6 protein-coding genes, 1 tRNA gene and 1 pseudogene are annotated in these 12,569 nt (G+C 70.4%); 3 read left to right on the top strand and 5 right to left on the bottom strand.

Translation table 11 applies throughout. The annotated features are described in order from the left end of the window. Positions 1 to 65: 65 nt before the first annotated feature. The 5 genes and pseudogenes from PWF70_RS08810 to PWF70_RS08790 form a co-directional block, all read right to left on the bottom strand. A tRNA-Arg gene (locus tag PWF70_RS08810) sits at positions 66 to 138 on the bottom strand. A gap of 56 nt (positions 139 to 194) precedes the next feature. Further along, positions 195 to 3,169, bottom strand: a pseudogene (locus tag PWF70_RS08805) (AAA family ATPase). 13 nt (positions 3,170 to 3,182) lie between these two features. Next, entirely contained in the window at positions 3,183 to 4,370 is a 1,188-nt protein-coding gene (locus tag PWF70_RS08800; protein ID WP_006360503.1) for an exonuclease SbcCD subunit D, read from the bottom strand. Between the two features lie 47 nt (positions 4,371 to 4,417). Beyond that, positions 4,418 to 5,971 (bottom strand): DHA2 family efflux MFS transporter permease subunit, encoded by a 1,554-nt coding sequence (locus tag PWF70_RS08795; RefSeq protein WP_035750762.1) that lies wholly within the window; start codon positions 5,969 to 5,971, stop codon positions 4,418 to 4,420. 2 nt (positions 5,972 to 5,973) lie between these two features. Next, entirely contained in the window at positions 5,974 to 6,639 is a 666-nt protein-coding gene (locus tag PWF70_RS08790) for a PadR family transcriptional regulator (RefSeq protein ID WP_006360501.1), read from the bottom strand. 122 nt (positions 6,640 to 6,761) lie between these two features. Between PWF70_RS08790 and PWF70_RS08785 the strand changes: the two genes are divergently transcribed. Genes PWF70_RS08785 through PWF70_RS08775 form a run of 3 tightly spaced genes read left to right on the top strand, consistent with a single transcriptional unit; the run spans position 6,762 to position 12,516 of the window. After that, positions 6,762 to 7,838, top strand: a complete 1,077-nt coding sequence (locus PWF70_RS08785) for a glutathione S-transferase family protein (RefSeq protein WP_035750916.1) — start codon at positions 6,762 to 6,764, stop codon at positions 7,836 to 7,838. Beyond that, entirely contained in the window at positions 7,835 to 8,560 is a 726-nt protein-coding gene (locus tag PWF70_RS08780; protein ID WP_006360499.1) for a hypothetical protein, read from the top strand. Before PWF70_RS08785 ends, PWF70_RS08780 begins: the two co-directional genes overlap by 4 nt. Continuing rightward, positions 8,557 to 12,516 (top strand): ABC transporter ATP-binding protein, encoded by a 3,960-nt coding sequence (locus PWF70_RS08775; RefSeq protein WP_035750760.1) that lies wholly within the window; start codon positions 8,557 to 8,559, stop codon positions 12,514 to 12,516. Before PWF70_RS08780 ends, PWF70_RS08775 begins: the two co-directional genes overlap by 4 nt. Positions 12,517 to 12,569 lie beyond the last annotated feature (53 nt).

Below are 12,569 nucleotides of genomic sequence, written 5' to 3'. Positions count from 1 at the left end.
AATGGAGAAACCCACCGGCCCGAAGGGCGGTGGGTTTCTCCATAAGTGGTGATTCTGTGTATCTGTGCCCCCGGCAGGATTCGAACCTGCGGCCTTCTGCTCCGGAGGCAGACGCTCTATCCCCTGAGCTACGGGGGCTCATCGGGCGGAACCCAGACTAGCGCACGCTCACCGGCACATCACAATCGGGCTGCTCACGACACGCCGAGCGGACTCTGCACCCGCAGCGTCGAGCCGTGTTCGCCGCGCAGGACGTGCAGTTGCGCCGGAATCCGGGCCCGCAACTCGTCGACGTGACTGACGACGCCGACGACGCGACCGCCGGAGCGGAGGTCGTCGAGGACGCCCATCACGAGGTCGAGGGCTTCGGGGTCGAGGGTGCCGAAACCCTCGTCGATGAAGATCGTGTCGAGGACGCGACCGCCGGATTCGGCCGAGACGACATCGGCCAGACCCAGCGCGAGGGCCAGCGAGGCGAAGAACGTCTCTCCACCCGACAGCGTCGTGGTGGCCCGCAGCACGCCGGTGTACTCGTCGCGGACCTCGATGCCCAGGCCGCCGCGGCGACCGCGCACACCGGCGGCGTCCGAGTGGACGAATTCATAACGGCCCGATGACATCTCGCGGAGACGTCCGGACGCGGCGACGAGCACCTCGTCGAGCCGGGCGGCGAGCACGTACGACCGCAGCGACATGCGTCGGGAGTTCTGTCCGCGGCCGCTCACCAGTTCCGCGAGGCCCTGCAGCTCCTCGTGTCGTGCCTTCAGCGGTGCGAGTGCGTCGAGGGCGGCCCAGAAGCCGGCGACGTACTCCTCGAGGTCCGTACGGCGCTGCGCGGCCACCGCATTCACGCGGGCGGCATCGTCGCGGCGGGCACGTGCGGCCACCAGATCCGCCGTCAGACCGGCGACATCGACCTCGGGCGCCTCCAGCGCCGCGCACACGTCGGGATCGGCGAGGGTCTCCTCCGCGCCGGCGCGTATCGCCGCCGCCTCTTCGAGGAGCTTCTCCCACTGTCGGATCTGACCCGGCGACGCGGCGGCCGACCGGACCTCGTCCGCTCCGGTGAATTCGGCGGCGGCACAGGCGACGGTGAGCCGCTCGGCGATCTCGGCCTGCCGTCGGCGGGTCCGGTCGAGCTCGCGCCGGGCCTCCCGCAGAGTCCTTGTGCGGCGGCAGAGTTCGGCGAGTTCGCGACGACGCTCCGCGACCCCCATCCGCCCGCCGGTCGCCTCGTGGACCTCGGCGTCGAGGGCGCCCAGCTTCTCGCGCAGGGTCGTCAGGCGTTCACGACGCCGCGCCTGCGCGGTCTCGTGATCGGCCAGGGTCCGGCGCCGGTCGGCGATCTCGGCGTCGATGCGTTCGACCGCGTCCTGCAGCGACGGCGTGCGGACGGCCGCCCGCTCGGCAGCCGCGAGGTCGGCGGCGAGGCGGTCGTGACCTGCCCGGGTGGCGGCGCGGTCGGCGCCGGCGATGACGGCATCGAGATTGGCCTGCCGCTCCTGCAGTGCGGCGACCGCGGACTGGGCGATGGCCCTGATCGCGCTCGCACGCTCTTCGGCGGCCGCGGCTTCCTTCTCCTGGGCCTCGCCCACCGAGGTGCCGGCGTCGCCGGTGGCCGGCGCGGGATGACCGACCGAGCCGCAAACCGCGCACGGGTGCCCGTCGACGAGGGCACCGGCGAGTTCGACGGCCATGCCGGTGAGGCGTCGTTCGCGGATGTCGAGCTGCTGTTCCCGTGCGGCAGAGTGCTGCTCCCGCGCGTCGAGAAGGTCCCGTTCGGCGTCGGCGAGCTGCGCGAGCACCTCGTCGCGGTCGGTGAAGGCCTGGAGAACACGGCGGGCGTGGTCGCGTTCGGCGTGCAGCTTCGGCGCCTGGACACGTAGTTCGTCCGCCGCCCGGAGTGCGGCGACTGCCTCGTCGCGGCGAGCCGGTACCGACTCGAGCCACGTCCGGGTTTCGTCGGCCTGCTGCTCCGCGCCGGCGATCGTCTTCTCGAGTCCGTCGATGTCGGCGACCAGCCGGGGCCGCTCGGCGACACGCTTCGCCAGCGGTTCCCAGCGACCAGATTCCTCGGTCCATCGGTCGACGGCCGCGACGAGAGCTGCATCGTCGCAGTCGGATTCGCACAGTTTCGCACCCTCGGCGAGTTCGCTGAGGGCGTCACGTGCGTGGTCGGCCGCGGCCGTCGCCGAGGCCAGGTCGGCGGCCACGCGCTCGTGGTCGTCGGCCAGGGCGCGATGGGTGCGGCGCGCAGGGCGAGCCGGCGTGACCGCTCGGCGGCCGTCAGCGTCACCTCCCCCTCGGTGAGGCGGGCGAGCCGGTCGCGCGCCTGCAGACCGCGGCGACGTAGATCGTCGACGCGCCTGCCGTGTTCGTGGGCGGCTTCGGCCTGTTCGACGGCCGCCTGCGCGGCGGTCGATTCGGCGAGCGCGGACGCGGCGGTCTGCCGGGCCGTGTCGAGACATGCCTGGGCCCAGTCGAAGTCCGGTTCGGCAGGCGCCTGCGTGCCGCTGATCGCCACGATCTGCCCGGCGATGCGGTCCAGGGTGCCGGTCTGCTCGGCCAAGGAGGACGCGCTCTCGCGGGCACGATCGCGGAGCCATTCCTCGAGGTCGCCGAACCGCTCGGTGTCGAAGAGGCGCTCCAGCAGCTCCTCCCGCTCGTCGGAGTGCGCGCGGAGGAACCGGGCGAAGTCGCCCTGCGGCAACAGGACCACCTGGAAGAACTGCTCGGCGCTCATACCGAGCAGGCGGACGACCGCCTCGCCGATCTCCGGGATGCGGGTCAGGTCAGGGCCCGAACCGTCCACCCAGACGAGCGACGCACACGCGTTGATCTTGCGTTTCCCGTCGCCGCGCTTCTTGGGGCGCTCGTGCTCGGGCGATCGGGTGATGCGCAATCGGCGGGAACCGACGGTGGCCTCGAGTTCGACCTGCGGAATCGTCTCGGGCGCAGCATGATCCGAGTGGAGTCGGCGGTTGGTGTCACGAGCGCCGGGGACCCGGCCGAACAAGGCGAACGCCACCGCGTCGAGCACGGTGGTCTTGCCGGCACCGGTCTGGCCGTGCAGGAGGAACAGCCCGTCTGCCCCGAGCTCGTCGAAGTCGACGGTGACCTCGTCGGCGAACGGGCCGAACGCGCGAATCCGGATGTGGTGCAGTCTCATACGCCGTCAGCACTCACGCGGTCTCGGCGACGAACGCATCGAGGGCGAACAGCGCGAGCTCGCCGTCGGCCTCGGGTTCGCCGACGACCGCCCGCAGTGCGCGTTCGATCAGCACCCGCTCCCCCTTGGTCGGGGTGTCGCGGACGTCCTCGATGAAGGAGTTGATGATCTCGGCATCGCTCCGGCCGCGGACCCGCGAACGGTAGTCGACCCCCGAGCCGGTGTGCGGGCGGTCCCACTGCACGTGCACCGCGCACGGGAACCGCTCCCGCAGGCGTCGCATCGCGTCGAGCGGGCGTACCGCGTCGGTCAAGGTCACCTCGACGTAGTGGTCCTCGGCGCCCGCGAACTGCTCCGAGGTCAGCAACTCGTCGAGTGTTCCACGGAGGGAGCTCAACTCGCGCACGACCGGAAGCTCGTGCTTGCGGATATCGCCGACCCCGTCGGCATCGAGGTCGACCACCCACACCGCTTTGCGATGCGTGCGCTCGCCGAAGGAGTACGGGAGCAGCGAACCGCTGTACCGGACGGTGTCGGTGACGCGCTGCGGCGAGTGCAGATGACCGAGGGCGACGTAATCGGCACCGGAGAAGGTCTCGGCGGGAACGGTTTCGACTCCCCCGACGCTGATCGACCGCTCGGACCCGGAGGCGGCGGCGCCGCTGACGAAGGCGTGGGCGACGACGATCGATCGGGCCTGCCGGGACGCGAGGTCGGCGCGGATGCGGGTCATCGCGGCATCGAGAACTGCGGTGTGGCCGCACACCTCCTCGACCCCGAGATGGCGACGGGCGGTGTCGGGTTCGAGGTACGGGATGCCGTACACCGCGACCTCGCCGTGCTCGTCGGACAGGACGATCGGCTCGGCGATCCCCTCGATCGAGGTCCGCAGGTGCAGTCCGCCGGCCGCCGCGAACGCCGACCCCGCGCCGAGGCGCGTGGGCGAGTCGTGGTTGCCCGAGGTGACGATGATCCGGGCACCGGCGGCGGCGATCTCGGCCAGGCCTTCGTCGTAGGCACGCACCGCGTCGGCCGAGGGCACCGAACGGTCGTAGACGTCGCCGGCGACGATCACGGCGTCGGCCGATTCGGCGGCGACCAGCTCGGCGAGGTGGCTCAGCGCACGACGCTGGTCGGCGAGCAGGTCGACACCATGGAACGTCCGGCCCAGGTGCCAGTCGGAGGTGTGCACGATCCGCATGGTGACAAACCATACGGTCGGGGCCCGACAGATCGTGGGACGCGCGCTCAGGCCCCGGTCAACGGGGCATTGTGAGTCGCGCTACCCGCCGCGGCATCGGCGGGCCCACCGGGTACGGCCGCGGCCGGCGGCATCTGATGCGCGGGCCGCACGAAGAAGAACGTCGCCACGACGCCGACCAGCAACGCCGCCGCGGGGAGGAACAGCGACTGCCCCATCGCGGAGGCGAAGCCCTCGCGGAGGAACTCCGGAAGCTGGTTCGCGCCACTCGCATCCTGCGCGGCGCCGGCGTCGATCCCGGGCAGCTCGGCGGCGAGGCGCGACTGCAGGAGGGCACCGATCATCGCCGAGCCCAGCACCGAGCCGATCACGCGCAGGGTGTTGTACACACCGGCGCCCGCACCGGCCTGATGCCACGGCAGGTTGCGGGTCGCGGTGGCGGCCAAGGGAGCCCAGATACCGGCCGACGCGACACCCATCAGGCACAGGGGCAGGATGATCATCCAGACCGGGGTGTCCGGTCGCGCGACCACACCCAGCCAGCCGATGGCGATCGCGTTGAGCAGCAGCGCGGTGGAGACGATGGCCCGCGGGTGCACACGGTCGACCACGCGACCGACGATCGGCGCGAGGATGCCCGTCAGGATCGCCATCGGCACCAGCACGACCGCCGACTGGGTCGGGGTCATCCCGCCGACGAGCTGCAGGAAGAAGGTCAGCGGGATCATCATGGCCGACACCGCGAAGCCCATCGAGGAGATGCCCACGGTGGCCAGCGCGAAGTTGCGATCCCGGAACAGCGAGAGCGGGAGCAGCGGCTCGGTCCGGATGCGCGACTGCCACCAGACGAAGACGCCGAGGAAGATGAGCCCGCCGCCGATCAGGGCCCAGACCCAGGCGGCCCAGTCGAAGCTCTCGCCCTCCTGGATGCCGAACACGAGCGCGGACAGGCCGACGGCCGACAAGCCCACGCCGATCCAGTCGAACTGGTGGTCGTTGGTCTCGACCTGCGGGACCAGGACCGCGGCCAGCACGAGTCCCGCGATGCCGACGGGCACGTTGATGAAGAAGATCCATTCCCAGCCGAACGCGTCGGTGAGGACGCCGCCGAGCAGCGGCCCCACGAGGGTCGCGACCCCGGCGACCGTGCCCCAGATACCCATGGCCGCACCGCGCTTCTCCGGCGGGAAGGTACGCGTGATCAGCGACATCGTCTGCGGGGTGATGAGCGCGGCGCCGACGCCCTGCAGGGCGCGAGCGGCGATGAGCTCGCCGATCGAATCCGACAGTCCGCACCACACGCTGGCGATCGTGAAGACGATCAGGCCGATCTGGTACATCGACTTCGGCCCGTACTTGTCGCCGAGGCGCCCGGTGATGAGCAACGGCACCGCATAGGTCAGCAGGTAGGCGCTCGTGACCCACACGACGCCGTTGACGTCGGTGTTCAGGTCGGCCTGGATGCGCGGCTGCGCGACCGCCACGATCGTCATGTCGACGAGGATCATGAAGAAGCCCACGCACAGCGCCATCAGCGCCGCCCAGGGCCTCGTCGTCACCTCGGAGCCGGTGACCCCGGTGTCAGGGGTGGAACGGGTCATCACTACTCGACCTTCTGTGCGAGGTGTTCGGCGTCTGCCGCGGCATTCGGTGCCGTGGCGGGATTCGGCTGGGTCGGAACGAGATACGGCGAATCCGGATCGTCGAGCCAGTCGATGCGGTGAGTGCGGAGCCGGTCGACGAGGTCGTCGAGCCAGGCGATCTGGGCGGTGAGCGTCGCGATCCGGCAACCCCCGTCGAGGAAGAACATCTCCGGTTTCCCGTGGGCCCGGAACTCCGTGACGGCGGCCTCGACGTCGGCGAGGTCGGCCCGCATGGTCGCGACCCGCCGTTCGAGGAGTTCGACGACCCGGTCCCGGGGCAGACCATGCGCCTCCGACAGGGCGAGGTAGAGCTCCGGGTACTCCTCGGGTCTCGTCTCGAGGATGCGTTCGAGGTTCTCGGTCAGAGCCTCCCGACCCGGGCCGGTGATCGCGTACACGGTCCGTTCGGGCCGGTTGCCCTCGCGACGGACCTCGTGGACCTCGATCAATCCGTTCTCCGACAGCCGGTCGACCGCGTGGTACAGGGTGCCGGCGCGGAACTTCGCCAACCGGTCCTCGCGACGCGCGACGGTCGTCTGAACCATCTCGTACGGGTGCATCGGACGCTCGAGGAGAAGGCCGAGCACCAGGATCGCCACCGGTCCGAGCGGTGCGGAACACGCCATGCGCGACCCCCTTGGTCCGGGCGGCCTGCGGGACCGCTGATCGGCGTCGAATATTCCAGTCGGAATATACGCAGGTGTTCGGTTGCTGCCAAGTGTCGCCGGCCATCATTACTGTGGACGGCATGACTCATGCGCCGGAGGAATCCACCCAGAGCGACCCCACCGGGACAACCGATTCCGGGGAGCAGGGCAGCTATGTGATGTCCGGCCAGGAGTTCGTGCGGGACACCAAGTACATCGAGACCCGCATCACCGCCGACGGCCGGGACGGCTACCCCGTCGAGGCCGGGCGCTATCGTCTCGTCGCCGCACGCGCCTGCCCCTGGGCCAACCGGACGCTCATCGTCCGCCGACTCCTCGGGCTCGAGGACGCCATCTCACTCGGACTGTGCGGACCCACCCACGACAAGAACTCGTGGACCTTCGACCTCGACCCCGGGGGCCTCGACCCCGTCCTGCAGATCCCGCGCCTCAAGGACGCCTACGAGAAGCGGATCCCGGGTTACCCCAAGGGGATCACCGTGCCGGCGATCGTCGACGTCCCCACCGGTGAGGTCGTCACCAACGACTTCCCCCAGATGACGATCGACTTCTCGCTGGAATGGACCGCGTTCCACCGCGACGGCGCGCCCGAGCTCTACCCCGAACGCCTGCGCGACGAGATCGACGAGGTCAGCCACGGGATCTACACCGAGGTCAACAACGGCGTCTACCGGTGCGGGTTCGCCGGCAGCCAGGAGGCCTACGAGGCCGCTTACGACCGCCTGTTCACCAAGCTCGACGAGCTGTCCGAGCGGTTGTCGACGCAGCGGTACCTGGTCGGCGACACCATCACCGAGGCCGACGTCCGGCTGTTCACGACCCTCGCCCGCTTCGATCCCGTCTACCACGGCCATTTCAAGTGCAATCGCAGCAAGCTCAGCGAGATGCCGGTGCTGTGGGCCTACGCCCGCGACCTGTTCCAGACCCCCGGCTTCGGCGACACCACCGATTTCACCCAGATCAAGCAGCACTACTACATCGTGCACACCGATGTGAACCCCACGCAGATCGTGCCCAAGGGCCCCGACCTGCGGGGATGGCTGACCCCACACCACCGCGAGGAACTCGGCGGGCGTCCCTTCGGCGACGGCACGCCGCCCGGCCCCCCACGGCCCGACGAGGTCGTCCCCCAGGAGAATTGGGTACCCCAGTCATGACCGACCCCACTCCCAAGCCCGCCGGCAAGGCCGTCGAGGTCACCGGCGGCATCCTCGACCGCGCGCAGCGCCTGCAGGGCCCGGCGGTCAAGAAATACGTCGACTCGCTGCGCCGCAAGTACCCCGACGACTCCCCCGCCCAGATCATCGAGCGCCTCGAGAAGCGCTACCTGAACGCGGTCACCGGTTCAGGTGGAGCGGTCGGCGCGGCAGCCGCCGTGCCCGGGGTCGGGACGATGACGGCCTTCGGCGCGATGACCGGCGACACCGCCTTCTTCCTCGAAGCCTCGGCACTGCTCGCCCTGTCGATCGCCGAGGTCCACGGCATCGGCGTCCACGAGACCGATCGACGCAAGTCGCTCGTCCTGGCGGTCGCGCTCGGCGAGGAAGGTGTGCTCGCCCTCGGCCGGGTCGTCGGTACGCGCGGCGGCCCCCTGCGCCGGCTCGGCGGTGCGGCCCTGCCGTCGGGCGCCATCACCAAACTCAACAAGACCCTGGTCAACAAGCTCGTGCGCAAGTACGCGATCCGGCGCGCGCCGTTGATCTTCGGCAAGCTGATGCCCGCCGGCATCGGAGCGGTCATCGGCGGCGCGGGAAGCCGCGCGCTCGGCCGCAAGGTGGTCAACAACGCGCGGGAGGCATTCGGCCCCGCACCTGCCTTCTGGGTTCTCGACGCCGAGGTGGTGAACGAGACGAGCCCGCTACCGCCCGGCTCCCGGTGATCCCGGAGCCGACCATGCCTCCCGCCACCGGGAGCACCCCAACCACCTCGCCGCCGGGCTGGATCCGGAAGCTGCTCGGCGAGGCGTGGCGTTATCGCCGCATCGTCATCGTGACCCTGACCGTCACGATGATCGCGGTGGCCGTCGACGTCGTGATGCCCCTGCTGGCCAAGGGCGCGATCGACCGGGCCACCGGCGTGATCGACGACGGCCTCGCCTTGTCCACCATCATCACGGGCCTGGTCGTTCTCGCGTTCGTGCGTTACGCCTGCCACTTCGGACGGCGCGTGTTCGCCGGCCGCCTCGCGGTCAACGTGCAGAACAACCTGCGCCGGCGCCTGCTCGACACCCTGCTGCACCTCGACGGCCGCAGCCAGCACCAGATCCGGACGGGACAGATCGTCTCCCGCTCCATCTCCGACATCCAGGTGGTCCAGGGCTTGCTGGCGATGGCACCGCTCTCGTTGGGTGCCGCGGTGCAGATGGTCGTCGCGCTCGGAGTCATGGCCTATCTCTCCCCGCTGCTCACCGCCGTCGCACTGGTGATCGCGCCGCTGATCGCCCTGGAGGTCTTCCGTACCCGCCGAAAGCTCTTCGCGGCGACGTGGTCCGCGCAGCAGTCCGCGGCCGATGTGGCCCAGCACGTGGAGGAGACCGTCACCGGCGTCCGCGTCGTCAAGGGCTTCGGCCAGGAGGACCGCGCCGTCGACGGACTGGTGACGCGCTGCCGCACCTTGTTCGCCCGGCGCCTGCGCGCGGCCCGGATCAACGCCCGTTTCGCCCCCACCCTGAGCGCCATCCCCCAACTCGGCATGGTCGGCGTGATCGTCGTCGGCGGCTACCTGACGATGACGGACGCGATCACCGCCGGCACGTTCCTCGCGTTCACCACCTACGTCACCGCGATGACCGGCATTGCCCGTCTGCTCACCAATCTCATCGTCAACGCCCAGCTCGCCCGCGCGGCGGTGGAACGCGTCTACGACGTCATCGATCACCCGCGCGATCCCGGTGAGACCGCGACCGGCACGCTGCCCGACGGCCCGCTCGGCGTCGAACTGGAGAACGTCTCCTTCGCCCATCACACCCACGAGGCCGACGATCCGCCCGCCGTGCTGAGCGGGATCGACCTGCGTATCGAACCCGGCGAATGCGTGGCGATCGTCGGGCCACCCGGCTCCGGGAAGTCGACCATCGCCGACCTGGTCAGCCGCTACGAGAGACCCGACGCCGGCACGATCTCCCTTGTCGGCGCCGACGGCCCGCACCTGGTGGACTCGCTGTCGCCGACTGCGCTGCACGAAGCCGTCGCCGCCGTCTTCGACGAACCGTTCCTCTTCTCCGACACCATCACCGCGAACATCGCCATGGGACCGGGCGCCACCGCCGACCCCGATTCGCTCGCCGACCGGGTGCGAGCCGCGGCGGCCGCGGCCGAGGCCACCGAGTTCATCGAGGCACTCCCGGACGGCTACGACACCGTCGTCGGCGAACGCGGCCTGACCCTCTCCGGCGGACAGCGCCAGCGGATCGCCCTCGCGCGTGCCCTCTTCGCCGACCCGCGCGTCCTGGTGCTCGACGACGCGACATCGGCGGTCGACGCCACCACCGAGGCCCGGATCCTCGGCCGCCTACGTGATCAGAGACGCACCATGCTGGTCCTCGCCCACCGGCGGTCGACACTCGTCCTCGCCGACCGGGTCGCCGTGCTGGACGAGGGCCGGATCACCGCGATCGGGACGCCGGCCGAGCTCGAGGCCTCCTCGGCGCGGTTCCGCGAGCTGATGACGAACGCCGTCGGTGACCCGGACGTCGTCTCGCCGCCCAGCCGGCCGAGCATCTCCGACCACACCGTCGAGAGCTTCTGGCCGACAACGCAATTCCTCGACGAGCAGACGTATACGCGGACCGGCCCGGCGGTGGGCGCGGGCACGCGGACCGGGCAGCGGGGCGGCGGTGTCGCCAGCGCACTGGGGTCGATGCCGGCGACGCCCGAACTCCAGGCGAGGGTCGACGCGCTGCCGCCGGCCGTCGAGGACCCAGCGGTGGACGTCGCCGACGCCCGGCGCGAGAACCCGGACTTCACCCTCCGCGGCCTCCTACGACCGGTCCGCTGGCTGCTCGCCTTCGCGTTGGTCGCCATCGCCGTCGACACCCTCGTCGGCCTGGCCTTCCCCAGCATCGCCCGCGCCGTCATCGACGCGGCCGGCGACCACGACCAGCGCACCCTGTGGTGGGCGGCGGTCGGCGGTGTGGCACTCGTCGGCGTCGGGTGGGTCGCCGCGTCCGTGTTGACGATGACCTCCACCCGAGCGGGTGAGCGCGTGCTGTTCGGACTGCGCATCCGCAGTTACGCCCACATCCAGCGCCTCGGCCTGGACTACTACGAGCGCGAGCTGTCGGGTCGGATCATGACGCGGATGACGACCGACATCGACGCGTTGTCGACCTTCCTGCAGACCGGTCTGACGTCGGCGATCGTCGCACTCCTCACCCTGGTCGGCGTCACGGTCGCGTTGCTGGTCACCGGGCCGTCGCTCGCACTGCTGGTGTTACCCGTCTTCCCGCTGCTGGTCGTGGCGACCGTCGTCTTCCGGCGTGTCGCGAGCGCCGCCTACACGCGGTCCCGCGAACTGATCAGCACGGTGAACGCCGACTTCCAGGAGAACATCGCCGGGATCAAGACCACCCAGACCTACCTCCGCACCGACGACGCACAGAAGCGTTTCGGGCAGCGTTCGGCGGCGTGGGTCGCGGCACGGATGGTCTCGCAGCGGGCGATCGCCTCGTACTTCCCGCTGATCATGCTGATGTCGGACATCGCCACCGCGATCGCACTCGGCGTCGGCGCCGGCCAGGTGGCCGACGGCTCACTCACCGCGGGCACTCTGGTCGCCTTCGTCCTCTATCTCACGATGCTGTTCGGTCCCGTCCAGCAGCTCTCGCAGGTCTTCGACGGTTACCAGCAGGCGGCGGTCGGCCTACGGCGCATCGGCGACCTGCTGCGGACCCCGAGTTCGCTGCGGGTCAACCCGGACGCCACGACACCGCCGGCCACCGGCTTCGACGGCGAGGTCGATTTCGACGGGGTCGGCTTCCGCTATCAGGGCGCGGAATCCGACGCCCTGCTCGACGTCGACCTGCACATCCCCGCCGGGTCCTCGCTCGCCCTCGTCGGTCGAACCGGCGCGGGCAAGTCGACGATCGTGAAACTGCTGGCCCGGTTCTACGACCCGACCACCGGACGCGTCCTCGTGGACGGCACCGACATCGGCGACCTCGTCCTCTCCGGGTACCGCAGCCGACTCGGCCTGGTCCCGCAGGAGCCGCATCTGTTCACCGGGACCGTGGCGGACAACATCGCCTACGGCCGGCCGGATGCCGATCGCGCCGCGATCGTCGAGGCCGCGGCCGCGGTGGGCGCCCTACCGATGATCGCGGCCCTGCCGGGACGCATGAACCATCCCATCGGCGAACGCGGCCAGGGCCTCAGCTCCGGTCAGCGCCAGCTGATCGCACTGGCCCGAGCCGAACTCGTCGACCCCGACCTCCTGCTGCTCGACGAGGCGACCGCCACGCTCGACCAGGCCACCGAGGCGCAGGTCCTGGCCGCCGGGCGGGCGATGACTCGGCGCCGGACCTCCGTCATCGTCGCGCACCGGCTGGCCACCGCGGCTCGCGCCGATACCATCGCGGTGGTCGACGGCGGCCGAATCGTCGAACTCGGAACACACGACCAACTCCTGGCGTTGGACAGTCTGTATCGCGGCTTCTGGGAGGCCGGTGTCGATCCCGACGAGGCCGCGGTGACGGAGCCCGGTGTGACGGTGACCGCCGCGCGTACAGACGCGGTGGACGCCGACTCACATGCGGGCTCGCGACAGGACGCTCGACGTGGCGCGTCCGCAACCGACAACCAGACCATCCGCGCCGGATCACCCGAGATGACGATCTGACTCTGTAGTAGCAGGTCGGTGGGTGTGACGCAGCAGATGACGCGTAGCATCGG

Source organism: Gordonia sp. Swx-4, from assembly GCF_030316175.1.
GTDB lineage: Bacteria > Actinomycetota > Actinomycetes > Mycobacteriales > Mycobacteriaceae > Gordonia > Gordonia alkanivorans.
The sequence above is the reverse complement of the archived record's forward strand: the minus strand, read 5'-3'. Positions and strand labels throughout refer to the sequence as shown.

Bases quoted from the DNA above. Each gene is read 5' to 3' on its own strand.
- PWF70_RS08800 (WP_006360503.1), bottom strand. From the start codon at position 4,370: ATGCGGATCGTGCACACCTCCGACTGGCACCTGGGCCGGACGTTCCAT.
- PWF70_RS08795 (WP_035750762.1), bottom strand. From the start codon at position 5,971: ATGACCCGTTCCACCCCTGACACCGGGGTCACCGGCTCCGAGGTGACG.
- PWF70_RS08790 (WP_006360501.1), bottom strand. From the start codon at position 6,639: ATGGCGTGTTCCGCACCGCTCGGACCGGTGGCGATCCTGGTGCTCGGC.
- PWF70_RS08785 (WP_035750916.1), top strand. From the start codon at position 6,762: ATGACTCATGCGCCGGAGGAATCCACCCAGAGCGACCCCACCGGGACA.
- PWF70_RS08780 (WP_006360499.1), top strand. From the start codon at position 7,835: ATGACCGACCCCACTCCCAAGCCCGCCGGCAAGGCCGTCGAGGTCACC.